The sequence below is a fragment of the Paracoccaceae bacterium genome (assembly GCA_012103375.1).
GTDB lineage: Bacteria > Pseudomonadota > Alphaproteobacteria > Rhodobacterales > Rhodobacteraceae > WLWX01.
In genome coordinates this window covers 1,459,692-1,486,252 of the sequence record WLWX01000001.1, presented here as the reverse complement: position 1 = coordinate 1,486,252, position 26,561 = coordinate 1,459,692, and the positions used below count along the sequence as shown (strand labels likewise).

Below are 26,561 nucleotides of genomic sequence, written 5' to 3'. Positions count from 1 at the left end.
ATGGTTCCGATTGCTGACCTGACCCGCGTATCCCTGCGCGTCGGGCTGCTGAGTTTCGGCGGCCCGGCGGCGCAGATCGCATTGATGCACCGGGAATTCGTCGAAGCCCGCAAGTGGCTGTCCGAAAAGGATTACCTCAATGCGCTGTCATTCTGCATGTTGCTGCCGGGGCCCGAGGCGATGCAACTGGCCACCTATGTCGGCTGGAAGTTGCGGGGCGTGCCGGGCGGGCTGATCGCGGGCGGGCTGTTCGTTATCCCCGGCGCGATCATCATTGCCGCGCTCGCCGCGATTTATGCGTGGTTCGGGCAGGTTCCCTTCGTTGCCGCACTGTTCCTCGGCGTTCAGGCCACCGTCGTGGTGATCGTGATCGAGGCGCTGCTGCGTGTCGCCAAGAAAGCGCTGAACGGCTGGGATCACTGGGTCATCGCCGCCCTCGCCTTCCTCGGCATTTCCGTCTTCCAACTGCCCTATCCGCTGATCGTCATAGCCGCTGGCCTCTGGGGTCTTGCGGCGGCGCGTGGCGAGGTGACTGAGGCACCGCCGCGCGCAAAGGTGAACACTCTTGCGACCGTCTCCATCTGGTTGGCCATCTGGGGCGCGCCGCTGGCGCTGCTCTGGGCGCTAGACGCGACGTTGTTGGTCGAAATCGGGGTGTTCTTTTCCAAACTGGCCGTGGTCACATTCGGCGGCGCCTACGCCGTGCTCGCCTACATGACCCAAGCCGTGGTCGGCGATTTCGGCTGGCTGACCCTGCCGGAAATGATGTACGGGCTGGGGCTGGCCGAGACGACTCCGGGCCCGCTGATCCTGGTGACCGAGTTCGTCGGGTTTCTGGCCGGTTACCGCGAGGGCGGGATCGGGCTGGCGCTGCTGGCGGCACTGGTGACAATCTGGATGACCTTCGCGCCCTGCTTCCTGTGGATTTTCGCAGGTGCCCCCTACATCGACTGGATCGCCGCCCGCCCGCGCCTGTCTGGCGCGCTGCGGGCAATTACCGCCGCGGTTGTCGGAGTGATCCTGAACCTGTCGATCTGGTTCGCGGTTCATGTGTTTTTTGCCAGCGTCGGCGCGACGTCCCTTGGCCCGGCCACCCTGCTGACGCCGGACCCGACCAGCCTTGATCCGGTTGCCGTCACCCTTGCGCTGCTGGCCGGCTATCTGATCCTGCGTCGCCACTGGGGGTTGCCCAGCGTGCTGGGTCTGGCCGCGTTGCTGGGGGCCGGGCTGGGCGCAATCGGGCTGGCATGACGACGGCGCGCCTGCGACCACTTTTCATCCCCTGCGAATCCACTATGGTTTTGACAAACGCCCAAACAGAAGCGCGCCCATGACCCGCCGGATTGATTATGGAAACCTGATGCACCGCGCCATGCGCGGCCTGATCCAGGAGGTGCTGACCGATATCGAGGCCAACGGCCTTCCCGGAGAGCATCATTTCTTCATCACCTTCGACACCCTGCACCCGGATGTGGAGATCGCGGACTGGCTTAGCGACCGCTTCCCGGAAGAAATGACAGTGGTGATGCAGCACTGGTTCGACAATCTGAACGTGACGGATGAAGGCTTTGCGGTCACACTGAACTTCGGCGATCAGCCCGAACCGCTTTACATCCCCTATGACGCCATCCGCACCTTCGTGGACCCCTCTGTCGAATTCGGGTTGCGCTTTGAATCGACCGAGGATGACGCAGAAGCGGGTGAAGAAACACCGGATGAGGCAAACGACGACGCCGATGCCGAACCCGATGCCGCCGGAGAAGTCGTCAGCCTGGACAGTTTCCGCAAATAGCTTAGGGTCAGGACCCATTAATCCGGCACCGCTGGCGCCAAATCCGCGAAATATCAGTGATTTGGGACGCGCGGGGAAGTGTGGTTCACTTTTCAAGCGGCTTAAACCGCTGAGATGAAGCGGATTTGACGTCCTTCGGATTTGACGGATTTCCAGCTTGACATCGTCCTAAAGCGTTTCGACATTAACCTGAGACATATCCGGCGGCCTTAAAGTAGTTCCAGCATTCTACTGGGTCGTAGAGATCGCAGATTGCTCCGATTGCTTCGAAGACCTGGGTAAAGGACCTGGCCCCGATCCGTCGCAAATGGGCTTTCAGTTTAGAGAAGGCCTGCTCGATGGGATTCAGGTCGGGCGAGTACGGTGGCAGGTAAAGGAACCAGCAGCCGTGATTGCGTAAAGCCTGCGTCGCCTCCTTATTCCGGTGGGTTGCCAGGTTGTCGAGAATGACGACAGTGCCGGGGTTGATCTCGGGGACCAGCACTTCGCGGATGTAGGCCGCGAAGGCGGGGCCATCTATCGCTCCCTTGATGACCCAAGGTGCGATCAGCGCGCCTTGGGTCAGGCCCGCGATCAAGGTTTGGGTTCCCCAGCTTCCGAAGAGCGCATCCATCGTCAGGCGCTTACCGCGCTTGGCTCTGCCGCGTAGGCGCGTGAGGTTTGTCTTCACTGCGGTTTCGTCAATAAAGACAACGCGCTCAGGAAAGGTCGCAATGGCTGGCGAGCGGTATCTGAACCAGTCGGCCCGTTGCTGCCTTACCTTGGCGCGGCGGCGCTCGGTTGCGACCAGCGACTTTTTTTGTACGTGAAGCCGAGCCGGGACAGAAGGTTGGCGATGGAGGAGTGATGCACCCGCACACCCTCTGCATCGGCCAGCGCATTACGCAACTCAAAGAGCGTGATGTCAGGGTCTTGTGCGATCAACTCCTCAAAGAATTCCCGATGCGGAGCCAGCTTTCCCTTGCCGCGCGGCGGTCCCTGCCGGGCAGGTTCCGCATGACCCTTCATCCTCACCTGACGCGCCCACCACGCGCCTGTGGCAGGCGACAGCTTCAACCGCAACGCCGCCGCGCGCCCGCTCAACCCTTCTTCAATGTATCTCTGAAACCGTATCCGAAGCGCAGATGGCAAAGGTGCTGACATGATCCATCCTCCCAAACAGGATGAATCACAGATCAGGTCTCAAGGGAATCCCTCGCGATTCAGGTTCAAGACGAAACGCTTTAGGTCTTTGAAATAGAAACACTATTCCTTCAGACCTAGTCCTTGTCAGACAGAAAATCTGTCAAACCAGCGGTGTCGGATTAATGGGTCCTGACCCTAGGAACGTCGGCAGAAACACGACGCCCGGATCGGCACATCCGCACGCGCCGCCACGATGTCGAGGCGCGGTTTGATCAGCGCCGCCTCAACCTTGTTACCCTTGCGCGTCAGGCATTCATGCAACCCATGCAGCGACCAGACGTTTTCCGGGTGCTGGTGCGGGCGCGCCAACGTGTCGTCATAACCCAGATCGGCGCGGTAAACCGCCTCAGCCTCGTCCAGATGCCCCTGTTCCATCAGTAGCGCGCCAAGCGCATGGCGCGCGGGCTGCATCCAACCCCATGGTTCGTCATAAGCAAGGTTGTCGGACAGGTGAACCGAGCGGCGCAGGTGGTTAAAGGCATCGTCATAGGCGCCTTTTCGATAGGCAAGTTCGCCTTCAAGCATCGCTTCCGCTATCGTCAGTATATCGTTGCTTTTGTTATTAAACAGCATCCATTCGTCCGGCACGGCAGCCTTCGCTGTGCGAAACAACTCTCGCTCTGCCTCTGCCTCGGCAACGTCACCCGTCGCCGAATGGGCAACTGATTTTCCATAGTGTACCAGCGCCGTGGACATCCGGTAGAGGTCCGGTTCCTCCGGCAGCGTTTGCGCCTTCAGCGCGTCCCAATCGCCAAAGCGCACCAGCACATGCGGTTTCATCGGCACGAAGGATTCGGCGAATTCGGGCATCATCGCGACCACTTCGCGCGACATGAACCCGGCCAATTCCTCCGCTGCGCTTAGCGCGACCGCTTTTTGTCCAAGCAACATAGCACCATAGACGGTGAAGTGAATGTTATGCGCCGCGTAAAGCGTGTAAAAATGCTCTTTCCCTTCGCGTTCGAAATATTGCGCGTCCGCCAGGGTCGCAATTTGATTTCGCTGGATCGTGCTGAGGTAGTCGCCGCACAAAACATCCACATGGGTGGCCATGTGCATCAGATGCCCCGACGCCGGAACCAGCCCAATCAGCGCATCGCCTGACACCAGCGCTGCCTCGGGCGTCGGGGACATTTCCATCAGGTGAATGTGCATATGCAACAATCCGGGATGCGCCCGCGCACCGGGTATCTTTGCGAAGGCGTTTTCCAAGACGGCCACCGCCTCGGCAGTATCAGCGCCTTCCGCTTCGGCTCCGGTTTTCAGATCCCATAGCTGCCATGGTGTTCGGTTCATCATCGCCTCGGCAAACAGCGTGATAATGTCCATATCATCGGGGGTTGCGCCGTGTACTTCACGCATCGCTTCTGCATAGGCATCATTGTACGGCCCGAAATCCTCGGGCCCCGGAACCCCCTTGGCCGCAAATCGCGCCCGAAGGGCGTCGATCAACTGCGCCTCGGCCCCCGTGGCCCGTGCCTCTGCCAGCACAGTGCGGCCACGATCCATGCAGTTCGCGCGTTCTTCATCGGTGAAATCGCCCCATTGAAGATTGTAATTCGGCCCGATTCCATAGGCGATGCCCCAGCGCGCCATCGCACAATCCGGGTCTGCGGCCAGTGCTTTTTCAAAACAAACCACCGCCTCTTCATGGTGATAGCCATAGGTCCAGTTCAGCCCGCGATCGAACCAGATCTGCGCCTCGGCCGAGGATGTCTGGATTTTCCGGCTGTACCCGCCAAGATCATAATAGTCGTCCATATCAGCGCTCCATTATCTGTCCCGCGACGATCATATCACATTGGAATCCGTTCGCATCAGTTGTAACTGATCCCCCAACCATCTTCGGACGAGGCATCCCATGACTGATACCCGCACAGAAACCGACAGTTTTGGCCCGCTAGAGGTTCCGGGCGATAAATACTGGGGCGCCCAGACCCAGCGCAGCCTGATGAACTTTCCCATCGGGTGGGAGCGTCAGCCGACCGCCATCGTGCGCGCCCTGGGTGTGATCAAACAGGCCTGTGCGCAGGCAAACCGCGATGCGGGCGCGCTGGACGCAAAACTGGCCGACGCGATGATCGAAGCCGCGTCCGAGGTGGTTACCGGCAAGCTGGACGATCACTTTCCGCTGGTGGTCTGGCAAACCGGGTCTGGCACCCAATCAAATATGAACGCCAATGAGGTGATCGCGAACCGCGCCATCGAGATTCTGGGTGGAGAGATTGGGTCCAAATCCCCGGTGCACCCAAATGACCACTGCAACATGGGCCAGTCCTCAAACGACACCTTTCCAACTGCGATGCACATTGCCACCGCGATGACCGCGCGGGACGTGTTGCTGCCGGGGCTGAAAAAACTTCATGTGGTGCTTGAAGAAAAGGTCGCAGAATTCGATGGAATCATAAAAATCGGACGTACTCACACCATGGATGCCACGCCGATGACGCTGGCTCAGGAATTTTCGGGCTATGCCCATCAGGTTGCCATGGGGATCGCCCGCGTCGAAGGTGCGTTGCCGCGCATCTATGAACTCGCGCAGGGTGGCACGGCGGTTGGCACCGGGCTGAACACACGCCCCGGCTGGAGCGAAACCGTGGCCGCGAATATGGCAGAAATCACCGGCCTGCCCTTTGTCACCGCGCCCAACAAATTCGAAGCGCTGGCCGCCCATGACGCCATGGTCGAAATGTCGGGCGCCTGCCGTACTGTGGCCGCCAGCCTGTTCAAGATCGCCAATGATATTCGCCTGTTGGGCTCCGGGCCTCGCTGCGGCCTCTATGAGCTGTTGCTGCCCGAGAATGAGCCCGGAAGCTCGATCATGCCGGGCAAGGTCAATCCGACGCAGTGTGAGGCGCTGACCCAGGTGTGCGCCCATGTCATGGGCAATGATGCCGCCGTGGGTTTTGCCGGGTCGCAGGGGCATTTTGAACTGAACGTCTATAAGCCAATGATGGCCTATAACCTATTGCAATCCATGCAGCTTCTGGGCGACGCGGCCAGTGCCTTCACGGACAATTGCGCCGCCGGTATCCGTGCATATACCGACCGGATCGACAAGCTGATGCGGGAATCGCTGATGCTGGTGACCGCGCTGGCGCCCGAGATTGGCTATGACAACGCCACCACGGTCGCCAAAACTGCCCACAAGAACGGCACCACGCTGCGGGAAGAGGCTGTGGCCCTGGGGTTCGTCGATGAAGCGACCTTCGACCGCGTGGTCCGCCCCGAAGCGATGATCGGCCCCAAGGCATGAGCCAGCCAGTCAACCTCAACAAATTCCGCAAGGCCCGCGCGAAGGTTGCGGCGAAGACCTCGGCAGGTGAGAATTCGGTGAAATTCGGGCGCAGCGCCGCGGCAAAAGCGCTGGATCACGTCGCAGCGGTCAAGCGCAAACGGAACCTGGACGGTCACAAAACGGAATGAGCAGACGGCCCGCCAAACGATCACTGACGCTGGCCGGCCACCGGACGAGTGTTTCGCTTGAGGATGAGTTCTGGGACGCCCTGCGCCACATCGCCGCCGATCAGGGCCTGCCGGTCAATACGCTGGCGGCGCAGATCGACAGCGCCCGCCCGCCCGATCAGGGGCTTGCCTCGGCGCTTCGTATCCATGTTCTTGAATGGTATCAGCGGCCTGGCAGCGATCCGTAATCCAAAGTCAGTTGCCGCGCAGCGACGACAGCTTGGACGTTTTGATGGTCAGGCCATCCGCGAACAATGCCTGCAACTGGCACCTGATCGCTGTGTTCACAGCCGTTTGGTTGCGGTTACTTCTTTCGAGGTGCTTACTCTGCTGACCGGGTTTGTGGAAATCTGTTGCGATAGACGGTATTGAGACCGCGTTAACCTATGTAAAGGTCATTCGGGTCAAAGGGTTGCCCCAGAAAAATCTGTTGGGTGATCCGCGGTTGATCCGCAACAATTTCATCATTTTCGGATGATTGTTTATTAATTCAACCGTTCCGAACCACTTTCGTCGGTTCAGTCGGTGCGCGCACAACATTCTTCAGGCGCGACATCAACGGTTTCCTGCGCAGCTCATCCGCAAACAACGCTCTCATGTGACTTTCGCTGAGGGACTCTGACTCCCGCTCACACATGGCCACGTTCTGGGTACGGATCGAAGGGACCGCCAATCGCAGGAACGACCGTCTGACGGGGCGTCCCTGTGTGCCTGCGTATTGTGCTACGTTTGTCATTGTCATCCCACCACCTAAAATTAATCAACCCCAGGTTGTTAGCGGCTTTCTGCCGATCGCCGAACACCTATTGACGCTTTCAGGTGGTTCGATGTTGTAAAGATGATACAAATCGAACCTCACCCAGATCGTTAACTATCTGTTAATACCGGCTTTTGTAGGAAATGCGGCGACAATCGCTTGCCCGCTTGACGCAACGTAATCATGCGCTTTTCTTCGCCTATTCAGGCTCCGCAACACGCGGAATCGTGGCTAATCCGGCAAAATGGGCCTTATTGTTGCGGCGATTCTGCTGCCTGGGCTTGTGATTCTCTGCGTTTTGAGAATCGCAGGGTGATGCCATCGCGCGCCCGAACGGTCAGATGCGCCACAGGAACCGGCACCGCATCGGGCACAGGCCTGATCAACCTATAGGCGACCAGATGCGCCAGCAGCAGCGGCCCCTCCACCATCGCAAACCCGGCCCCCGGGCAGACCCGCGCCCCGGACGAGAACGGAAAATACGCCTGCCGCGCCGACGCCCGCCCGGCGTCCGTTGTCCAGCGGTCGGGGTCAAAACCGTCGGGATTGTCCCAAAGCCGTTCATGCCGCTGCAAATGCCAGGGTGACAGGACCACCTGCGTGCCCGGCGTCACGTCACGATCGCGGAACCTGCACGCGGAATTCGCGCTGCGCACCATCATCGGAACCGGCGGATACAAGCGCAACGCCTCGCGAAAGACATCGCGGGTGAAAGACAGGGTCGACAGATTGGAGAACTCTGGGTTGGCCAGGAAAGTGGCAGCCTCGGCCGCGACACGGTCCTGCGCTTCGGGGTGGGTTGCCAGCAGATACAGCGCCCATGCCAGCGCCGAGGCCGAGGTTTCGTGCCCGGCCAAAAAGAAGATCGCCACCTGATCGACCATTTCAGCGGTCGAGAAGTTTTGCCCGGTTTCCGGGTCCGGCGTCGTCATGATCTTTGTCGCCAGGTCGTCCGGCGCGGTTCCGGCGGCAATCAATGCGGCGCGCTGCGCGGTCAATTGCCCGATCAGATCACGGATATGGCGGGCGCTGGCCCTGGTGCCGCGACGGTGGAACCGGGGCAGCCAGCGCGGCAGGGGCAGGAAGGCGGCGATATTCAGGATCGGCTGACTGCGCTGATAGACTTGGAACGCGTGGAACACCTGTGTGGCCTGCTTGTCCTCGATCGGGATCGAAAACAGCGTGCGAAAGATCACATCCGCTGCGGCGTGACTGGCCAGTGCTTCGACTTCGGCCTGCCCTTCGGGCAGGCGGGCGGCGGCGGCCCTTGCGGCTGCCAGCATTGCCGGAAAGGTATCGCGGATGCGGCCCCCTTCGAATGCGGGGTCGATGATGCGGCGCTGGCGCTGCCATGTCTGTCCGTTGGTCACGAAGACCGCGTTGCCAAGCAACGGGCGCAGCCCTTCGGCCACGCGGGCGGATTTGGGGAATTCCATCGGGCAGTCATTCAGCACGGTCTTGATCACCGCCGGATCATTCACCAGCACACTGCGGAAAAACGGCGTACGGAACTCTGCCATCCAGGCCCGGTAGAGGTGCGCGGGTTGTGCAGACAGGATGTCGCGCCGGAACAGTCGCAGATAGCGCCACAGCGAAACGCGCCGCGCGCGGTTCCGGCTTGGGCGGAATCATGGGGCCATGGTCGTATGTGGCGAGGTCGGAACCTCGATCCGGCTGGCCGAGGGGGCGCGGTGCCCGAACCGCGCCGCCAGCGTCTTTGGCCCGGCGGTGACGCGGAAATAGTCATATTCGCCCGGATTATCGAAGGCGCAGAGGTATTGAACATGCATCCGAAAGAACCGTCGTTTGATCGCGGCCAACGTTGCGGGCTTTAGCGTCTGGCTGAAGGCAGCGGACAAGACCAGCGGCCAACGCTTGTCCGGCGGCGCGACACCGCTGACCGCGACCGGATCACACAGTGCGAAAGAGGCGCCATCGCCCGGCGCGCTGATGTCCACCCATGTGATCTGCCCCTGCCCGGCCATCTGGTACAGGTCCCTGCGCAGCCCGCTGGCCCCCGGCAGGAACGCGGTCATCGGGATCACCTGCCCAAGCGTCAGCAACGACAACGCAGGGCTGCCGGTCGGCAAATCCCCCCGGCGCAGAAAATCAGCCAGTACCATCACCGCAACCTCGGCCCCGGATGAATGTCCAACCACAAGCACCTCGTCCACATCCTCGGACAATGCCTCGGCGATCTGGTCGGTGAACGTGGCCATCCGGTGGATCAGGTCGGGCGCCGGGGCGCCCCATTGGCTGGCGCTGAAGGCGTAGTCGTGCATCAGGTAATAGGCATAGATGCGCCCGTCGACGCGTTTGAAGGCGCGCAGGATCACCAGCGTGGTGATCAGCAGAACCGGCCAGAACAGCAGAGGCCAGATCAGCCCGGCGATCAGCACGCCGAAACCAGCGCCAAGCGCGACTGCGACGACCAATTGCAGGATCAGCATCACCGCCGGATAAAGCGCTGCGATGATCGGCCCGGCCCGAAGGCGCATCAGACGGCGCAACGCGCCGGATTGAAGATAGATCCAGGCGGTGCGCAGCATCAGCCAATAGGTGGCCGCAACGCCCCGATCCATCGAGGCCTGAACGATATCCGACCACAGCAACACCTGAACCTGAGTGTCGACCTGCGCCCCCTCGATCACGGCGCGCACAGTCCAACGGGTGCCGCCTTGTTTCGGATCGCCCTCAACAGCGATCTCATAGCCCGAGATTTCGGCCTGTTTCGCGCCCTCGCTGCGATACATCTCGCGATAGCGGCGCGGCGGGAACGGGTCGTATCCGGGGACAAAGATCACCCGGCGACGACGCACGGTTCCGATGTCTTCGGCGGGCACGTTCATGGCCCGCACCCTAGGGGATGAGGGTGGCGGGCGGAATGATGAAATGTGCCGCTTGGGGCCTGGCGGCGCGTTGGAAGAGAATTGTGCCTCCGGCGGGGATATTTGTGGGTCAATGATGGTGGGGAAGCGCCGCGTGCCGTGCTGAGCGTTCAGAACGCCGATTGTTGCTCGCTGCGCGGGCTTGAAAGGTGCCGGACGTGCGTAGATCTGCCCACGACTATCCGCCGTACACCTCACCCGCGGCGCCGACGTAATTGTCCCAGGCGAACCAATAGGCGATATGTCCGGCGACGCGTGGCAGGGTTCGACCGTCTGGCGCGTTCAGCGCATCTTCGGATCGATGCCATTGAACGCCGTCAGCGCGCAGGTCGGCCGAAAACTCCAAATCACCGCGCTCATATGCGCGAACGCTGCGCCCATCCGGGTCGCCGATCAGCACGATGTTCATTTCACCCGCGCGGTCATTGATGACCGGCTTGCGGGCGAAGGCGTCCAGCGGCCAGGCCTTGGCGACGCCGAAATGACGGATGCCGAAAACATAATCCTTCTGCGCATGTTCCGTCTGATCCACAGCTGCTGGAAACATCAGATCTGGGCTGGCGAAATATTCGCGATAGACATGGCCCGAGGCATAGTTGCGCCGATGCCCCGTCTCAAGGCTCAGCACTTTGGTCGTCGGATTGTCGCGCGTCCAGTCCGCCCATGTTGCGATCGCGACCGGGCGCTGGTTCAGCCGTATCCCCGATTTGGCCAGCTTGCCCAGCACCGGTTCCCCGGTGAACTGGTTCCACAGCGTGTTGGTGGCGCGATCGAACATCAGTTTGTTTGACCGGTAGAGGAAACCGGAAGAGCCAAAGACGAACGGCTTTTTGCGCCCCTGCACGGTGGTTTCAAACAGGATGCCCGACCCGCACAGCGTGCAATAGGCCAGCGCGACGGGGACGCCGCCGATCACCTCGTTGAACATCTCGTGCCAGCCCATGATCCGCAACGGATAGGCGTGGCTATCACCGTTGATCGACACGCCAAAGACAAGGTCGTCGTCGCGCAGATAGCTCGCTTCATCCGCTGCGATCAGCGGTGGGTTGTCCAACGACGGAATACCGTCCTTGACGACACCGCCCCAGGTGACCTTTTCAAACCGAATGCGTGCGGCGTCGGGTGTGATATAGCGCGACGCGATGAAGGGATCGAAAGCCGGGTCGATCTGCAACAGAACCTCGCGCTTGAAGTCGTAATAGGCGGGGTGCGAGGCGACCTCGGGGTGGGCCTCTTGCCAGAGCATCCAGTCGAACCAGCCAGTGCGGCGTTCGCGGGTCAGGGCCTGAAGTGCCATGTCAAATTTTTCCCGCGGCCCATAGGTGAATGGCATCAGGAAGATGAGCGAGCTGATCAAGTCCGTCCCGCCCCGCGCCGCGACCGAAGCGATGGCGCGATCAAATCGCGGCTGATCAAAGCCCAGCAGGTCGGTCAGAACCTGGCTGATCGGCTCAGACTCCTGCGCGGAGGATGGCGTGGCGGCAGCGGCGAGCGCGGCGGCAAGTATCTGTCGGCGGGTCAGCGGCATGGGGCCTCTCATGTGTCAGTGTTTCGCGGCACCCTGCCCCGGATCGGCAGGCACGGGGAATCACGAGGCGGTGAGGGCACGGGGGTGTGAGGGGTTGTGTAAGTATCCGTACTGTTGCGGCAGGCCAATTGGCGATAAAAACGCGCAACAATCAGATGCGGCACGCTCAATACTCAATCAAACGATAACCGGCTGGCACGACCCCGCACCTCTTCTTGTCAAAAATATCCCCGCCGGAGGCACGCAGCCGCAAGCGCCAGATCTGCCGTGCCGCGCGTGATCCACCTGTTCGGCTGGCGCAAGGGGTGACGCGCGGCCACCGCCCGCGGCAACGACCCGACGGATTTCATATCCGGCGGCCCGGTCGGCGTTTTTTCAAGCGGACCGCAGCTACCGATACAGCAGCGATTGCCCGTTCGAGAACACATGCACCTTTTCCGACACCGCGCCCAGGCGCACGACCTTCTTTCGCATATCCGCGTGAATGCCGGGCAGCTTGCCGATGACAGGATCGGCGTCGCCGACGGCTTCAAAATACAGCAACGTCACCTCACCCAGTGCCTCGGTAATGTTCACCGTGCCTTCATAGAGGTAATCTTCGCCGGTCGCTTCGACCATATCTTCGGGGCGCACGCCTACGTTGACTTTCATCCCCTTGTCGCTGTCCTTTGTCGGCACCGAAGACACGGCCAACCCGCCTCCGTCCAGCTTCACGGTGGTGCGCGCGCCGGTCTCGATCACCTCTCCGGGAAGCAGGTTCATTGCGGGGGAGCCGATGAACTGCGCGACGAACTCATTCTCTGGGCGCTCATAGAGGTCCAGCGGGCTGCCGACCTGCGCGATGCCCTTGTTGGCCAGCACCACGATGCGGGAGGCGAGCGTCATCGCCTCGACCTGGTCATGGGTGACGTAGATCATCGTCGAATCCGGCATGGATTCCTTCAGTTGCGCAATCTCGATCCGGGTCGCCACGCGCAGGGCGGCATCGAGGTTGGAAAGCGGTTCGTCGAACAGATAAACTTTGGGATCGCGCACGATGGAGCGCCCGATCGCAACCCGCTGCCGCTGCCCGCCCGACAGCGCCTTGGGCAGCCGGTCGAGGTAGTCGTCCAATTGCAGTATGCGCGCGGCTTTGGTGATGGCGGCGTCGATTTCCTCTTTCGATTTCTTGGCGATCTTCAGCGCGAAGGCCATGTTGTCGCGCACTGTCATATGCGGATAAAGCGCGTAGCTTTGGAACACCATCGCGATGCCGCGCTGGCTGGGCGGCATGTCGTTGACCACCTGCCCGTCGATCTGAAGCTCGCCCCCAGTGATCTTTTCCAACCCGGCGATCATCCGCAGCAGGGTGGACTTGTCGCAGCCCGAGGGGCCGACAAACACGATCAACTCACCCGTCTTGATATCCAGGTCGATGTTTTTCAGAACGTCCACGTCGCCATAGGATTTGGCAACATCGGTGAGCAGAAGATCGGCCATGAGAGCCTCCTTGGATCAGGCAGGTGCCGTGGCAAACAGAGCTTGCCAGGGCGCGAGGTGAGTGTTGGTTGCATCAGCGGAAAACGGTGCGTCGGCGCAGGTGGTCCAATCGCCCTTCGGCAGCGACAACGCAATCGCGTCATCGGACAGGTTGAACGCACAGAGCGTGCGCCGCCCGGCATGGGTGCGGATCAGGCTGATGTGGTCATCCCCGTGGCTGGTGATTTCCAGCGTGCCCTTTGACAGCGCTGGCTGGCCCGCACGGAACGCTATCATTGCGCGATAGAAGGCAAGCATTCCGTCCGGCTCGCCCTCCTGCCGGGCGACGGCCTTTTCCAGATGTTCCATTGCCATTGGCAGCCAGGGCTTGCCGCCCGAAAAACCGCCGTTGCGGTTGTCCTGCACCCAGGGGATCGGCGTGCGGCAGCCGTCGCGGCCTTTGAACTTGGGCCAGAAGCGGATGCCATAGGGGTCCTGAAGCTCCTCGAACGGAACGTAAGCCTCGGTCAGGCCCAACTCCTCGCCCTGATAGAGGCAGACAGACCCGCGCATCGCCATCAGCAGCGCGGCATAGGTGCGTTGGGCGGCGTCCGACAGGTTCCAGCGCGAGGTGTGGCGCATGACGTCGTGGTTCGAATAGGCCCAGCAGGCCCAACCGTCGCTGGCCACGGCTTCGAACTTCTCCAGCACAGTGGCGACCCGCGTGCCGGTCGGATAGGCGTTCGACAGGAAGGCGAAGTCATAGCACATGTGGACCTTGTCACCGCCCGATGTGTACTCGGCCTGAATTTCCAGCCCTCGCTGCGCGTCACCGACCTCGCCGACCGAGGCTGCGGCAGGATATTCATCCAGCACGGCGCGGAACCGGCGCAGGAAATCCAGATTCTCGGGCCGGTTCTTGTCGTGCAGATGGTCCTGCCAGTTGTAGGGGTTGACCGAGGGCGCGATGGTGTCGTTGCGATCCTCGGGCGCCAGCGCGGGGTTGTCGCGCAACTGGTCGTCGTGGAAATAGAAGTTGATGGTGTCGAGCCGGAAGCCATCCACGCCCCTGTCCAGCCAGAACCGCACCACGTCCAGCAGCGCATTCTGCACATTCACATTGTGCAGGTTCAGGTCCGGTTGGGTGGTCAGGAAGTTGTGCAGATAATACTGCATGCGCCCGCCGTCCCATTCCCAGGCGGAACCGCCAAAAATGCTCAGCCAGTTGTTCGGCGGCGATCCGTCCGGTTTCGCGTCGGCCCAGACGTACCAGTCACCGCGCGCGCCTTCGGCGCTGCCCCGGCTGTCCTTGAACCACGGATGCTCGTCCGAAGTATGGGACAGCACCAGGTCGATCATCACCCGGATGCCAAGCTCATGTGCGCGTTCGATCAGCGCATCGAAATCGCCCAGCGTGCCGAACATCGGATCAACGTCGCGATAATCGGAAACGTCATAGCCAAAGTCCTTCATCGGCGACTTGAAGAACGGCGAAATCCAGATCGCATCGACGCCCAGATCGGCAATGTGGCCAAGGCGGTGGATAATCCCGCTCAGGTCACCAATCCCGTCATTGTTGCTGTCCTGAAAGCTGCGCGGATAGATCTGATAGATCACCGCCCCGCGCCACCAATCCGGGTCTGCCGCCAGCACCGCGTGTTGCGGCTGTTGGTCTGTCATCAGCACGTTCATGCCCCTACTTCACCGAACCGGCCAGCAGGCCGCGCACCAGGTATTTCTGCATCATGAAGAACACAGCCAGCGGCACCGCGATCGAGATGAAGGCAGCCGTGGCCAGGATTTCCCAGTTACCGCCGCGGGTGCCCAGCAGCTCGACGATCTGCTTGGTCATCACGGTGGTTTCCCCGCTGGAGTCGATCAGGAACACAAGTGCGACCAGCAGGTCGTTCCATGTCCACAGGAACTGGAAAATCGCAAAACTGGCGAGTGCTGGGAAGGACAGCGGCAGGATGATCTTGACGAAAATCTGGAAGTCGCTGGCCCCGTCGACGCGCGCGTTTTCGATGATATCGCGCGGCAGCCCGACCATGTAGTTGCGTAACAGATAGATGGCGAGCGGTAGGCCAAACCCGGTATGTGCCAGCCAGACACCCACGTATCCTTTGCCGATCCCAATCTCGTTATGAAACCGCAGCAACGGGATCAGCGCCAGTTGTAGCGGCACCACCAGAAGCGCCACGACGGCGGCAATCAGCAGTGCCCGGCCCGGAAAATCCATCCACGCCAGCGCATAGGCCGCGAAAGCCGCGATCAAGATCGGGATGATCGTCGCCGGGATCGTCACCGTCAGCGTGTTGAAAAACGCCTTGGCCATCCCTCCGCCGGAGCCTTCGGTGAACAGCACGTCTTTGTAGTTCTGCGTCGTGAAATCCGGCGGCGTTACGGCGGTGGTAAAGATCCGCTGTCCGCGTCCCGACATTTCCTCGGGCGAGGTCAGGCGGAAATCGCCGTTGGCCTGAACCGTCAGCTCCTGACCGTCCTTCAGGGTGGCGGTTTCGCCAGCCGCGTAGGCGCTGATTTCGCGCGAGGATGTGCCCCAAACGCTGATCTCACCAACAGCCGCGCCGTCAAAGACATTGCCCTCGATCACGAACAGCGCGCCGTCGCGGGTCTGTACGCCCTCGTCATCCGGGTCTGCGGCGCGATAGGTCTGGTTCTGCTCGGCCGGGAACATCGCTTTCCACCAGCCACCGGTGGCGATCTGGTCGGCGGTGCGGAAGGACGACACCAGCAGCCCGATGGTCGGGAACAGCCACAGTGCCACCAGCAGGACGACCGAGATATGGACGACCCAGGTAAGGCTCGATTTGCTTCCGGCAATGTTATCCATCAGCGCATCTCCTTACGGGCGTTGTAGACGTTCCAGACCAGGATCGGGGTGACCAGCAGCATGATGATCATCGCGGCAGCGGACCCGACGCCCCAGTCACCGGCGCGGAACATCTTGTCGTACATGTAGTTGGCAAGAACCTGCGTTTCCCACTGGCCGTTGGTCATCGCGAAGACGATATCAAAGACCTTAAGGACGACGATGGTGATCGTGGTCCAGACCACGATGATGGTGCCCACGATCTGCGGCACCTTGATCTTGAAGAAGATCTGGAACGGGTTGGCGCCGTCGACAATCGCAGCCTCGATCGTTTCTTCCGGAATGCCGCGCAGCGCGGCCGACAGGATCACCATGGCAAAGCCGGTTTGAATCCAGATCAGCACGATCATCAGGAAGATCGAGTTCCACAGCGGGATCGTCAGCCAGGTCTGCGGCTCGGTCCCGCCAAGCGACAGGTAGACCGCGTTCAACACACCGATCTGTTCGACGTCCACGGGGCGGGTTTCATACACCAGCTTCCAGATCACGCCCGCGCCGACGAAGGAAATCGCCATCGGCATGAAGATCAGCGATTTCGCAACCGCGCCCCATTTGATCCGGTCGGTCAACTGCGCCGCCAGCAGCCCGAACCCGGTTGAGGCTGCGGGCACGATGATCAGCCACAGCATATTATTGCGCAGCGCTTCGGTGAATTTCGGTTCGTCCAGCATTTGTGCGTAATTGGCCAGACCCACGAACGCCCCGCCCTGATCGCGGTCAGTGACCGACAGCCAGAAGGTCGCGACAACGGGGTATGCCAGGTAAAGGCCAAGCGCCAGGATCGCCGGGGCCAGAAACAGCCAGGGGCGGATCATGTTGGCGTTGTTGATATTGCGCCCGATGTTCGGGCCTTTGGCCGGGACCAGCACTTTGTCGAGCAGTTGGTTCGAGAAGTAGAAATACCCCACGCAACCGCCGACGCCGATAAAGATGGTCAGAAGGCCCTGAAGTGCCGGATGCATCGCCTGTCCCCCCAGAATTCAGTGTTACACGGCCCGGCGCATTGGCCGGGCCGTGCAAGTGGTCTTACTTCGCGGCGTCCCAGGACGTCTGGATTCCAGCCGCCACATCGGCCGCGGATTTGCCACCGGTATAGTCAACCATGCCGGTCCAGAACGACCCCTGCCCCACGGCGGCAGGCATCAGGTCGGATCCGTCAAAGCGGAAGGTGGTCGCGCCCAACAGAATTTCGCCCTGCTTGCGCAGCGTGTCATCCTTATAGGCAGCCAGGTTCACACCCTTGTGCGGCGTCAGGAACCCGGTCTGCGCCATCATCACCTCATTGGCGAATGGAGTTTCCAGGAAGCTGATGAAGGCATCTGCAGCATCAGACGGGTTGGTGATGGCAAGCAGCGTTCCGCCACCCAGCACGGGTGAGCCGAGGTCTTTTTCCGCATAGCCCGGGAAATAGAAGAAGTCGGCATCCTCACCCACGACAACACCTTCCGGGAAAAATGCCGACGCGAACGAGGCCTGGCGGTGCATGTAGCACTGCGGAGGAGAGCTGAACATGCCCTTGGGGCTGTCGCGGAAGTCGGTTGAGGCAACCGCAGCTGCGCCACCGGCAACATGATCGTCGTTGCGCGCGAAATAGCCGAACTCATCAATCGCGGCCAGAACACGTTCGTCCGTGAACGGAATCGAATTGGCGACCCATTCGTCGTAAACGCCCGGTTCCTGCGTGCGCAGCATCAGATCTTCGACCCAGTCGGTTGCGGGCCAGCCTGTTGCGGCACCTGAACCCAGACCGATGCACCACGGGGTTTCCCCATCGGCCACGATCTGCTCGGTCAACGCTTTCAGGTCCTCCATGGATTCCGGCACTTCATAGCCGGCATCCTCAAAATTCTCGGGGCTGTACCAGACCAGGCTTTTGACGTTCACGTTGAAGAAAAAGCCAAACATCTGGTCGTTGCCATCCGCGTCGGCGTAGGTGCCCAGATCGACCCATGACTGCCCGGCGGCATAGTTTTCGCGGGTCCAGTCTGCGGTCCCTTCGGGCAGCGGTGACAGGAACCCTTTCGCGGCCATACCTGCGGCCAGACCCGGCTGCGGGAACACCGCGATGTTCGGGGCTGACCCAGCCTCGGCATCAATGATGATCTGTTGTTCAAAGCTGTCAGACCCGGTAAAAACCGCTTCAGCCCCGGTCGCTTCGTTGAAGTAGGCTAGCATGTTCCTAAAAAAATCATCCTCAGGCGTCAGCCAAGATCCAAAGATCGTCAGCTGCTGACCTGACAGGTCCGGCGCATTTGCTGCCCATTCCTTGTAGTTGTCCCAGTTGAACTCCCCCTCGCCCTCGGCGAAGGCCAGATGCCCCGCGGCAAACGCCGGGCTGGCAAGTGCGAAGGCCGCGACGCTGGCCATCAATGTCTTTTTCATTTGGTATTCTCCCTGTCTGTGCTGCATGGCACATGTGTCCGGATACTGTTGAAGAAGTCGATGTTTTGGTCGGCGCGTTGTTGAGCGAGAGGCGGCCGCGCGCCGTTTTCTTTCACGTTGGCACTGTTGCTGGCACCAACTTCGCCAGTTTCCGGAGGTTTTGAGCTGTTGCTGCGAGTTGGAACTGTTCGGTTGCGCCTTTGGGTCCTCGAAGCCGCATCATCTGCACGCCGATGTATCGTTTCAGGTGGGCAAAGAGCATTTCAACCTTCCGCCTTTGGATGAACGACGTCATGTAGGCATCTGTTTTTCGGATATCGCGAGCGACGTCTCGGGCGGCTTCGTGAACGGACCGCATAAGGCGTCTGCCGTCGTCCTTCGGACAGCATTGCGACTTCAGAGGGCATGCGTCGCAATCGTGCTTTGAGGCTCGGTATCTGATGAACCCGTCTTTGCTGCCATTGGGCTTTCGCGGTTTTGAGAAGTTCCGCCGATATGTTTGCAAGGCTTTGCCGGTCGGGCAAGTATAGCTGTCGGTCGCCGGGTCGTAGACAAAGTCTTCGCGTGAGAATGTGCCGTCAGTTCGTTTTGACTTATCCCAGACCGGAATGTGGGGTTCGATTTGACGTTCGTCCACAAGCCAGCCCAACATCTCGGCTGATCCGTAACCCGTATCACCCACAAGCTTGTCAGGTTTGATGCCAAACCGCTCATGTACACGATCGATCATCTCCCTTGCTGCCCGCGCCTCTGCAGGCCGGATCGGAGCCGTCGGCTCGACGTCCACGATGACTGCATTATCCAAATCGACCATATAGTTAGTGGAATAGGCAAAGTAGGCGGCTCCCCCGTCAGCCCCAGTCCAACGCGCTGCTGGATCAGCCGGTGAGATGTATTTGGGGACGACCTTGGTCGCAGCACCGAAGGCCACATCATCCAGCGTCTCGAGATATTCGTCGACGGCACGGGACGTCAGATCTGCTGGCAGTCCGTCTTTGCTTTCAACGCCGCGCGTCTGGTTTGCATTCGCGGGGATCAGACTGGCATCAACACCAAAGCTGTGGCCGCCAACCAGCCCCTCATCCATGCAGCGCTGCAAAACGACCTCGAACAAATGTCGGAACAAACCGCTCTCGCGGAAACGGCCATGCCGGTTCTTAGAGAATGTCGAATGGTCGGGCACTGGATCAGCCAAATCAAGCTTACAAAACCAACGATACGCCAGATTGACATGAACCTCTTCGCAAAGCCGTCGCTCGGAACGGATGCCCTGACAATAGCCCAACAACAGCATGCGGATCATCAGTTCAGGATCAATCGAAGGGCGGTCATTGTGAAATCGGTGTCGGGCCATTCATGGCGCCAACGGCTTGGGTCGGCCAGGGCCGCGCCTGTCAGATCAAGGAAGCGATCAATTCCCCGGATGGGATGATCCTTCGGCACAAAACTCTCGATCGAGAACTCATAGAACAGCGCGCCTTGCGCAACTTGCCTTGGACCCATCATCGCCGAACCCTCCACCCTCAAAACAAGTGAATCAGAGCGTGCGCGGCCAATCAACGGACTTTTTCAACAGTATCTCCGCAAAGCGCCCGACGGACAAATCCAAAGCGCTTTGAATGTCGCGCAACATCAAGGAACTTCTACCCGGAGTCAATCCAGGATTCGCGGATTGGCGTTGAAAATATCTGTTGATATGGGCAAAGGCAGTCGATTATCCCGTTTGACGGAAGCTTCAGGGCATTCTAGTGTCGCGCTGAATTGAAAGCGTTTTGGAAACTCGTTTGCCCTCAATCAACCTCAAACAACTGTCCGGAATTCTGGGGCTGTCCCCCACCACCGTCAGCCGCGCGCTGAACGGGTATCCCGAGGTGAACGAGGCGACGCGCAAACGGGTCGAAGATGCCGCCCGCCAGCATCATTATATCCCCAACACCCGCGCCAAAAGCCTCGCCACCGGGCGCAGCATGGCCATCGGGCATGTCATTCCGGTGTCAAAGCGCAACGAGATGGTGAACCCGATCTTCGCTGACTTCATTGCGGGCGCCGGTGAGATTTACCTCGAAAACGGCTATGACATGATGCTGTCCATCGTGCCGGATGATGACGAGGAACGCGCCTATCGGCAGATCGCCTCGCGCAGGTCGGTGGACGGGATCATCCTGCAAAGCCCGGTTCAGGGGGATCGCCGGATCAGCCTGCTGCGCGACATTGGCCTGCCGTTTGTGGTACATGGGCGTTCATCGCATGAAACTGCGGATTATGCCTGGATCGACGTCGACAACACGCGGGCCTTCCGGCGCGCGACGGCACATCTGGCGCAGCTTGGCCATGAACGGATTGCCCTGATCAACGGGCTGGAAACGATGGATTTCGCGATGCGTCGGCGTGCCGGGTATCTGGACGCGCTGGCCAGCGCCGGGATCGTTCAGGACCCTGAGCTGATGACCAGCGGCGCGATGACCGAGACTTATGGCCACCGGACTGCCACGGCGATGCTGTCCCTGCCCCGCCCGCCAACCGGGATCGTCGTCGCCTCGCTGATCACCGCCATCGGGGTGCGGCGCGCGGTGCAGGAACGCGGGTTGGAGATCGGGCGCGACATCTCGGTCGTGACCCACGATGATGAGCTTTCGTATTTCCGCAACGACGGCGTGAACCCGGTTTTTACCGCCGTGCGGTCTTCGGTCCGTCAGGCCGGGCGTCAGGCAGCGCTTATGCTGTTGGAGCAAATCCGCGACCCCGCCGCCGCTGACGTGCGGACCCTGTTAGAGGCCGAGCTGGTTCAGGGCCAGTCTTCGGGCCCACCGGTCTGATCCCCTGCCCTTGCAGGCCAGGGCGCATACGTCCTATCACCGCGCAAGCCCATCCAAGGACGCCTGATGCCCCACGCAGCCAACACATTGTCGCTGGTCGCCGATATCGGCGGCACCAATACGCGCATTGCGCTGGCCCGGGGCGCGGATCTGTTGCCCGACACGATCCGGCGTTATCGCAACGCCGACTGCCCCGATCTGGAAACCGCCATCCGCCGCTTTGTTCAGGCTGAGGGCGGTGTGAATTGCGCCGCTGCCTGTGTGGCCGTGGCCGGTCCGGTGCGCGATGGTCAGGCGAGCATGACGAACCTCGACTGGGCGATAGATACCGACACGCTGGCGCACGCAACCGGGGCGCAGACGGTGGCGATCCTGAATGACTTGCAGGCGCAGGGTCACGCGCTGGGACGGATCGACGACGACAAGCTGCGTCCGGTGATTTCGGGGGCCACGCCCGAAGCCGCCGCGCCGCAACTGGTGGTTGGCGTGGGCACCGGGTTCAATGCGGCGACCGTCTATCACGATGGTGCGGCGCGCTTGGTCACAGCCTCGGAATCCGGGCATATCACCCTGCCAATCCGCAGCGCGCATGATCTGTCGCTCAGCCAGTTTGTCGGCGACAGCCACGGGTTCCCGGCATTGGAAGAGGTTCTGTCAGGGCGCGGCCTGTCCAATGTCGACGCCTGGGTTGGTGCACAATCCGGGGCCACAGACCGTCGCGACGGTGGCACCATAATGGAGGCGCTGGCCGCCGGTGATGACCGCGCGCACCAGGCCGTGTTCACTTTCATCCGCCTGCTGGGCAACGCCATCGGAGACCTGTCGCTGATCCAGCTTCCGCGCGGTGGGATTTTCCTGATCGGCGGCGTGGCCCGCGCCGTCGCCCCCTATTTCGACGAGGCCGATCTGGCCAATGCCTTCCGCGACAAGGGCCGGTTCGGAGAGTTCATGGACGCATTCCCGGTCTGGCTGATCGAAGATGACTATGCCGCGTTGATTGGCGTGGCCGCCTATCTGGCACAACTGGCCGAGGGTTAGGGACTGTCCTTTCGGCACCTTAAAGCGCAGCCTGGACAATATGTTGAACCATCGGCGCCGACGATCCGACACACTGGCATGAAACGCCAGTTTATAAGGATCTTCCCCATGAAACGCTTTGCCTCACATACCCTCAAGTCGCTGTCGATGATCGCAGTTCTGTCGACCACAGTTTCGGCAGTGGATGCTGCCAGCAGCAAGAATTCAGCGCTGCGTGCGCAACCCGTCGCATCAACAACCCTTCGGGCACAGCGCGCGGCCCCCAAGAACGGGTTGGCCATCCGCAACCGTCAGGGCGGCGCGGGCAAGCCAGACCTGATTATCCTGCCGCGCTATTCGGGCAACAGCGGCCTGCCGCACTCGGGCTATTGCGGGGCATGGAATGGCGGCAATCAGAAAGTGCAGTATTATGTCAAGAACGTCGGCAGCGTTGCCTCACCCAACTCGGTGGTGCAGGTCAACTTTGGCGGCAGTAACTATGGCACAATCGCTGTCCCCTCGCTGGCGCCCAACCAGCAGACCCTGCGCAGTCGGTCGATCCCGTCCGAGGCATGGGGGCCATCGCCCTATCACGCCAGCGTGCAGTTCCTGATCGCCGCCGATCACAACGACGATATGGTCGAGGATAGTGAGACCAACAACTACGGTCAGAGCACCTGCATGGGTCCGGCAGGCTGATCTGATTGGTGGCGGCCCCGATTAACCGGGGCCAATGCCCGCAGCCCATGATCCACAAACGCAGGCGCCCTTCCGCGGGATGGGCGCTTGCTTAGACCGCACCCATTCTTTGCGCACGCATGACCGAAAGGGCGAATGCAGCGATGAAAAACCCGGTCATCACCAGAACCACGGTCGGGGCCGGTGCGCTGTCAATGAAGAAGCTGGTGTAGACGCCTGTCACGACCGAGGTGACCGCCACCCCGACCGAGACTGCCAGCATCGCAGCGAACCGGTGCGTCACCAGAAATGCCGTGGCACCCGGCGCGATCAGCAGAGCGATCGCTAAAATGATCCCGACCGCTTTCATTGCTGCGATCACGCAAAGCGTCAGCATGATCAGCAGCCCGTAATGCAGCACCCGCGCGTTCAGCCCCAGCGCCTGCGCGGGGTCGAAGGCGTGCAACACCATGTCGCGGCGCCGGATCAGGATTGCCGCGACGACGAACAGGCCGATGGCTCCAGCCTCGATCAGGTCCCGCGTGGCGACGCCCAGCATGTCACCGAACAGGATGTGATCCAGATGAACGTCGGTGCGGATTTTCGTATACATCACCAGCCCCAGCGCAAACATCGCTGAAAACACCACGCCCATCACGGTGTCGCGCTTGACGCGGGACCGTTCGGCCAGCCAGCCGGTCGTCAGGGCGCAGACCACACCCGTAATGAATGCGCCAAGCGCCAGTGGCGCGCCCAGAATATAGGCCAGCACAATCCCCGGCAGCACCGCATGACTGACCGCATCGCCCATCAGCGACCAGCCCTTCAGTACCAGAAAACACGACAGCATCGCCGAAGGCACCGCCACCATCAGGGTGATCAGAAACGCATCGCGCATGAATGGAAGTTGCAGCGGCAAGAGGAGTTCTTCGATCATGCGCGCCTCCAGACCGCGATCCGGCCATGGCGCGGGGCAAAGAAGAACGCCAGCAGGAAGCAGGCGGTTTGCAGCAGAACGATGATCCCGCCGGTGGCCCCGTCGAGGAAGAAGCTAAGGTAGGCACCGATGAAACTGGTCAGCGTGCCGATGACGATTGCAACAATGATCAGCGTGCCAAACCGGTCAGTCAGCAGATAGGCGGTCGCGCCAGGGGTGACGACAACGGCGATGACCAAAAAGGCCCCGACAGTTTGCAGGGCCGCGACGGTTGAAGCGGCCAGAAGTGCGAAGAAAATCAGCTTCAGCCGCCCGGTTGGCAACCCGATGGAGCGCGCGTGCCCTTCGTCGAAAAACGTCACCATCAGGTCGCGCCATTTGAGCGTCAGGACAAGCAAAGTAACGCTGCCGATAATCGCCAGTTGAACAGTGTCCGCCGGCGCAATGGCCAGGATATTGCCCAGTGTAATCGTCTGGATGTCCACCGCAACCGGGTTCAGCGAGACCATGAACAGCCCCAGCCCGAAGAACGAGGTGAAAATCAGCCCGATGATCGCATCTTCCCGCAGCCCCGTCTGGCGATTGAGGAACAGCATCGCGCCCGCCGCAAGTCCGCCCGACAGGAACGCCCCCAGCGCAAACGGCAGCCCCAGCATATAGGCCCCTGCAACACCGGGAACGATAGCGTGGGACAGCGCATCACCAATCAGCGACCAGCCTTTCAGCATCAAAAAGGCGCTGAGGAATGCGCAGATCGCCCCGACCAGCGCGGACACCCACATTGCATTGATCATGTAGGAATAGGCGAAGGGTTCGAACAGGACACTCATCTTACGGGTGCCGCCGGGCGCGGCCGGTCGGGGCCTCGGGATGTAAAATCCCTCGGGTCGTGGCCGCGGGCGGTGGCTGGAGGGGCCAGCCCCTCCAGACCTCCCCGGGATATTTTTGGGTCAATGATGGGCAAGGGGGCGATCATTCGTCACGTTCATCATAAAGGACGAAGGGGCGTTCGTCGTCGGTGAGGACCGTGACTTCGCGCGTATCGTCATCGTCGTGGTGCAGGTCGGCGCCGCCGAGGACGAAGCGGCGCAGGACCCCTCCGAATGCGGCTTCGAGGTTAGGGCGGGTGAAGGTCGCCTCGGTCGGGCCGTGGGCCAGAACGGTGCCCTTGATCAGGACCGTGCGGTCGCAGAATTCTGGGACCGAGCCAAGGTTGTGGGTCGAAACCAACATCACGCGCCCCTCGGACCGCAATTCGCCCAGCAGGGTCACGATCGCCTCTTCGGTTTGCACATCGACGCCGGTGAAGGGTTCATCCAGCAGGATCACCTGCCCGTCCTGTGCCAGGGCGCGCGCAAGAAAGACGCGCTTGCGCTGACCGCCTGACAGCGCGCCGATCTGGCGATGGCGGAAATCGGACATGCCGACGCGGGCCAGCGCGTCGGTGACGGCGGCCTGGTCGGCGGCACGCGGGCGCCGCAGCAGGCCCATGTGGCCATAACGGCCCATCATCACGACATCTTCGACGAGGACCGGGAAGGTCCAGTCAACCTCCTCCGCCTGGGGGACATAGGCGACGATGCCTTCCTTTAACGCCCGCGCGCCCGGGCGGCCAAGGATGGTGATCTTGCCGCTCGATAGCCGCTGAAACCCCATGATCGCCTTGAACATCGTCGATTTGCCGGATCCGTTGACCCCGACAAGCGCCGTGATGGTTCCAGTTGGAATTGCAAAGCTGGCGTCGCGCAGGGCGGTGACGCCGTTTGGATAGGTAACAGTGATCCCTTCGACCGACAGGCCAGGCGTTGTCATTTCGCCAGACCCGCCGCAATGGTTTCGACGGTCACACGCAACAGGTCGAGGTAGGTTGGCACCGGGCCGTCCGCCTCGGACAGGCTGTCGACATAGAGGATGCCGCCGTATGCGGCGCCGGTTTCGCGCGCTACTTGTTGCGCGGGCTTGGCGCTGACGGTGCTTTCCGAAAACACGACCTCAATCCCTTCGGCGCGCACCGTGTCGATCACCCGGCGCACCTGACCCGGCGTGCCCTGTTGGTCGGCGTTGATCGGCCAGAGGAACAGCTCCTTCAGGTTCAGATCGCGCGCCAGATAACTGAACGCCCCTTCCGAGGTGACCAGCCAGCGTTTGTGATCCGGAACCTCGGCCAGGGACGCGCGCAGCGGATCAAGCGCGGCGGCGATCTGTGCCTTATAGGCGTCGGCGTTGGCAGCATAGATTGCGGCGTTGTCTGGGTCATGTTCGGACATGGCGTCCCGAATGTTATCCACATAGATCAGCGCGCTTTCCGGTGACATCCAGGCATGGGGATTGGGCTTGCCCTGATACGGTCCATCGCCGATGCCAATAGGCGTGATACCATCGGAAACAACGGCTTGCGGAACATTATTCAGGTTTCGAAAGAACCGTTCGAACCACAGTTCTAAGTTCAGCCCGTTCCAAAGCACCAGATCAGCGTCACGCGCGCTGAGGATATCGCGGGGCGTCGGCGCATAATTGTGAATCTCGGCCCCCGGCCGGGTGATCGAGACAACCTCGGCCGCGTCCCCGGCCACGTTTCGGGCCATATCGGCGATCACGGTAAATGTTGTCACCACTTTGAAATCCGCCGCCAACGCGGGCAGCGGGCTGAGGGTAAGAATCACGGCAAGCGCGCGGATCAATCCTGGCATGGAGATACGTCCTATCAGAATGGTCTGACGGTCATTTATGAGAGTACGTAGTGTTCGTCAATGCAAATGCGAATTATT

The 26,561-nt window shown here is 61.0% G+C and carries 22 protein-coding genes and 1 pseudogene; 8 read left to right on the top strand and 15 right to left on the bottom strand.

Annotated elements, in window-relative coordinates:
* Together chrA and GKR99_07585 are read left to right on the top strand one after the other, a co-directional pair.
* On the top strand, positions 1-1,251 hold the full coding sequence (gene chrA / locus GKR99_07590; protein NKB27412.1) for a chromate efflux transporter: 1,251 nt from the start codon (positions 1-3) through the stop codon (positions 1,249-1,251).
* Positions 1,252-1,330: 79 nt separating this feature from the next.
* Positions 1,331-1,792 (top strand): hypothetical protein, encoded by a 462-nt coding sequence (locus GKR99_07585; GenBank protein ID NKB27411.1) that lies wholly within the window; start codon positions 1,331-1,333, stop codon positions 1,790-1,792.
* Positions 1,793-1,976: 184 nt separating this feature from the next.
* Here the strand turns inward: GKR99_07585 and GKR99_07580 are convergent.
* Together GKR99_07580 and GKR99_07575 are read right to left on the bottom strand one after the other, a co-directional pair.
* Positions 1,977-2,935 (bottom strand): IS630 family transposase gene (locus tag GKR99_07580; protein NKB27410.1). Its coding sequence is split into 2 segments (ribosomal slippage): positions 1,977-2,591 and positions 2,594-2,935, totalling 957 coding nucleotides; the frame shifts between segments, so codons are not numbered across the junction.
* A gap of 177 nt (positions 2,936-3,112) precedes the next feature.
* Positions 3,113-4,738, bottom strand: a complete 1,626-nt coding sequence (locus tag GKR99_07575; GenBank protein ID NKB27409.1) for a hypothetical protein — start codon at positions 4,736-4,738, stop codon at positions 3,113-3,115.
* 100 nt (positions 4,739-4,838) lie between these two features.
* Between GKR99_07575 and fumC the strand changes: the two genes are divergently transcribed.
* The 3 genes from fumC to GKR99_07560 are packed head-to-tail and all read left to right on the top strand — an operon-like array spanning position 4,839 to position 6,630.
* Positions 4,839-6,233, top strand: coding sequence for a class II fumarate hydratase (fumC, locus tag GKR99_07570; GenBank protein NKB27408.1), 1,395 nt, complete (start codon positions 4,839-4,841; stop codon positions 6,231-6,233).
* Positions 6,230-6,403, top strand: coding sequence for a DUF4169 family protein (locus GKR99_07565; GenBank protein ID NKB27407.1), 174 nt, complete (start codon positions 6,230-6,232; stop codon positions 6,401-6,403). The genes fumC and GKR99_07565 overlap by 4 nt, the downstream gene beginning before the upstream one ends.
* On the top strand, positions 6,400-6,630 hold the full coding sequence (locus tag GKR99_07560) for an aryl-sulfate sulfotransferase (GenBank protein ID NKB27406.1): 231 nt from the start codon (positions 6,400-6,402) through the stop codon (positions 6,628-6,630). Before GKR99_07565 ends, GKR99_07560 begins: the two co-directional genes overlap by 4 nt.
* An 820-nt stretch (positions 6,631-7,450) precedes the next feature.
* Here GKR99_07560 and GKR99_07555 read toward each other — a convergent pair.
* The 9 genes and pseudogenes from GKR99_07555 to GKR99_07515 form a co-directional block, all read right to left on the bottom strand.
* Entirely contained in the window at positions 7,451-8,791 is a 1,341-nt protein-coding gene (locus GKR99_07555) for a cytochrome P450 (protein NKB27405.1), read from the bottom strand.
* Positions 8,792-8,827: 36 nt separating this feature from the next.
* Positions 8,828-10,048, bottom strand: coding sequence for a hypothetical protein (locus tag GKR99_07550; GenBank protein NKB27404.1), 1,221 nt, complete (start codon positions 10,046-10,048; stop codon positions 8,828-8,830).
* A 217-nt stretch (positions 10,049-10,265) separates the two neighbouring features.
* A complete protein-coding gene (locus GKR99_07545; protein ID NKB27403.1) occupies positions 10,266-11,615 on the bottom strand; it encodes a DUF3179 domain-containing protein in 1,350 nt (449 codons plus the stop codon).
* 390 nt (positions 11,616-12,005) lie between these two features.
* On the bottom strand, positions 12,006-13,094 hold the full coding sequence (gene ugpC, locus GKR99_07540) for a sn-glycerol-3-phosphate ABC transporter ATP-binding protein UgpC (protein ID NKB27402.1): 1,089 nt from the start codon (positions 13,092-13,094) through the stop codon (positions 12,006-12,008).
* Positions 13,095-13,109: 15 nt separating this feature from the next.
* Complete coding sequence (locus GKR99_07535) at positions 13,110-14,753, bottom strand: DUF3459 domain-containing protein (protein ID NKB27401.1); 1,644 nt, start codon at positions 14,751-14,753, stop codon at positions 13,110-13,112.
* A gap of 16 nt (positions 14,754-14,769) precedes the next feature.
* Positions 14,770-15,924, bottom strand: a complete 1,155-nt coding sequence (locus tag GKR99_07530; GenBank protein ID NKB27400.1) for an ABC transporter permease subunit — start codon at positions 15,922-15,924, stop codon at positions 14,770-14,772.
* Positions 15,924-16,925, bottom strand: a complete 1,002-nt coding sequence (locus GKR99_07525; protein NKB27399.1) for an ABC transporter permease subunit — start codon at positions 16,923-16,925, stop codon at positions 15,924-15,926. The genes GKR99_07530 and GKR99_07525 overlap by 1 nt, the downstream gene beginning before the upstream one ends.
* 64 nt (positions 16,926-16,989) lie before the next feature.
* Positions 16,990-18,345, bottom strand: coding sequence for an extracellular solute-binding protein (locus tag GKR99_07520; GenBank protein ID NKB27398.1), 1,356 nt, complete (start codon positions 18,343-18,345; stop codon positions 16,990-16,992).
* A 112-nt stretch (positions 18,346-18,457) separates the two neighbouring features.
* Positions 18,458-19,851, bottom strand: a pseudogene (locus tag GKR99_07515) (transposase).
* Positions 19,852-20,138: 287 nt separating this feature from the next.
* Between GKR99_07515 and GKR99_07510 the strand changes: the two are divergent.
* From GKR99_07510 to GKR99_07500, 3 genes are all read left to right on the top strand, one after another.
* Complete coding sequence (locus tag GKR99_07510; GenBank protein NKB27397.1) at positions 20,139-21,161, top strand: LacI family DNA-binding transcriptional regulator; 1,023 nt, start codon at positions 20,139-20,141, stop codon at positions 21,159-21,161.
* A 66-nt stretch (positions 21,162-21,227) separates the two neighbouring features.
* A complete protein-coding gene (locus tag GKR99_07505; protein ID NKB27396.1) occupies positions 21,228-22,199 on the top strand; it encodes an ROK family protein in 972 nt (323 codons plus the stop codon).
* A gap of 78 nt (positions 22,200-22,277) precedes the next feature.
* On the top strand, positions 22,278-22,877 hold the full coding sequence (locus GKR99_07500) for a hypothetical protein (GenBank protein NKB27395.1): 600 nt from the start codon (positions 22,278-22,280) through the stop codon (positions 22,875-22,877).
* A 91-nt stretch (positions 22,878-22,968) separates the two neighbouring features.
* On the opposite strand, the gene GKR99_07495 is transcribed toward GKR99_07500, so the two are convergent.
* The 4 genes from GKR99_07495 to GKR99_07480 form a co-directional block, all read right to left on the bottom strand.
* Positions 22,969-23,793, bottom strand: a complete 825-nt coding sequence (locus GKR99_07495) for a hypothetical protein (GenBank protein ID NKB27394.1) — start codon at positions 23,791-23,793, stop codon at positions 22,969-22,971.
* The gene (locus tag GKR99_07490; protein NKB27393.1) at positions 23,790-24,623 is read right to left on the bottom strand and encodes a hypothetical protein; all 834 of its coding nucleotides are present in this window, start codon (positions 24,621-24,623) and stop codon (positions 23,790-23,792) included. Before GKR99_07490 ends, GKR99_07495 begins: the two co-directional genes overlap by 4 nt.
* 142 nt (positions 24,624-24,765) lie before the next feature.
* Positions 24,766-25,605 carry a manganese/iron ABC transporter ATP-binding protein gene (locus tag GKR99_07485; GenBank protein NKB27392.1) on the bottom strand — a complete coding sequence of 280 codons (840 nt, stop codon included), beginning with the start codon at positions 25,603-25,605 and terminating at the stop codon, positions 24,766-24,768.
* Positions 25,602-26,483 carry a metal ABC transporter substrate-binding protein gene (locus GKR99_07480; GenBank protein NKB27391.1) on the bottom strand — a complete coding sequence of 294 codons (882 nt, stop codon included), beginning with the start codon at positions 26,481-26,483 and terminating at the stop codon, positions 25,602-25,604. Before GKR99_07480 ends, GKR99_07485 begins: the two co-directional genes overlap by 4 nt.
* Between the last annotated feature and the right edge of the window lie 78 nt (positions 26,484-26,561).

What these genes read in the sequence shown, in the direction of transcription:
- chrA (NKB27412.1), top strand. Translation starts at nt 1, where the DNA reads ATGGTTCCGATTGCTGACCTGACCCGCGTATCCCTGCGCGTCGGGCTG.
- GKR99_07585 (NKB27411.1), top strand. Translation starts at nt 1,331, where the DNA reads ATGACCCGCCGGATTGATTATGGAAACCTGATGCACCGCGCCATGCGC.
- GKR99_07575 (NKB27409.1), bottom strand. Translation starts at nt 4,738, where the DNA reads ATGGACGACTATTATGATCTTGGCGGGTACAGCCGGAAAATCCAGACA.
- fumC (NKB27408.1), top strand. Translation starts at nt 4,839, where the DNA reads ATGACTGATACCCGCACAGAAACCGACAGTTTTGGCCCGCTAGAGGTT.
- GKR99_07565 (NKB27407.1), top strand. Translation starts at nt 6,230, where the DNA reads ATGAGCCAGCCAGTCAACCTCAACAAATTCCGCAAGGCCCGCGCGAAG.
- GKR99_07560 (NKB27406.1), top strand. Translation starts at nt 6,400, where the DNA reads ATGAGCAGACGGCCCGCCAAACGATCACTGACGCTGGCCGGCCACCGG.
- GKR99_07550 (NKB27404.1), bottom strand. Translation starts at nt 10,048, where the DNA reads ATGAACGTGCCCGCCGAAGACATCGGAACCGTGCGTCGTCGCCGGGTG.
- GKR99_07545 (NKB27403.1), bottom strand. Translation starts at nt 11,615, where the DNA reads ATGCCGCTGACCCGCCGACAGATACTTGCCGCCGCGCTCGCCGCTGCC.
- ugpC (NKB27402.1), bottom strand. Translation starts at nt 13,094, where the DNA reads ATGGCCGATCTTCTGCTCACCGATGTTGCCAAATCCTATGGCGACGTG.
- GKR99_07535 (NKB27401.1), bottom strand. Translation starts at nt 14,753, where the DNA reads ATGACAGACCAACAGCCGCAACACGCGGTGCTGGCGGCAGACCCGGAT.
- GKR99_07530 (NKB27400.1), bottom strand. Translation starts at nt 15,924, where the DNA reads ATGGATAACATTGCCGGAAGCAAATCGAGCCTTACCTGGGTCGTCCAT.
- GKR99_07525 (NKB27399.1), bottom strand. Translation starts at nt 16,925, where the DNA reads ATGCATCCGGCACTTCAGGGCCTTCTGACCATCTTTATCGGCGTCGGC.
- GKR99_07520 (NKB27398.1), bottom strand. Translation starts at nt 18,345, where the DNA reads ATGAAAAAGACATTGATGGCCAGCGTCGCGGCCTTCGCACTTGCCAGC.
- GKR99_07505 (NKB27396.1), top strand. Translation starts at nt 21,228, where the DNA reads ATGCCCCACGCAGCCAACACATTGTCGCTGGTCGCCGATATCGGCGGC.
- GKR99_07500 (NKB27395.1), top strand. Translation starts at nt 22,278, where the DNA reads ATGAAACGCCAGTTTATAAGGATCTTCCCCATGAAACGCTTTGCCTCA.
- GKR99_07495 (NKB27394.1), bottom strand. Translation starts at nt 23,793, where the DNA reads ATGATCGAAGAACTCCTCTTGCCGCTGCAACTTCCATTCATGCGCGAT.
- GKR99_07490 (NKB27393.1), bottom strand. Translation starts at nt 24,623, where the DNA reads ATGAGTGTCCTGTTCGAACCCTTCGCCTATTCCTACATGATCAATGCA.
- GKR99_07485 (NKB27392.1), bottom strand. Translation starts at nt 25,605, where the DNA reads ATGACAACGCCTGGCCTGTCGGTCGAAGGGATCACTGTTACCTATCCA.
- GKR99_07480 (NKB27391.1), bottom strand. Translation starts at nt 26,483, where the DNA reads ATGCCAGGATTGATCCGCGCGCTTGCCGTGATTCTTACCCTCAGCCCG.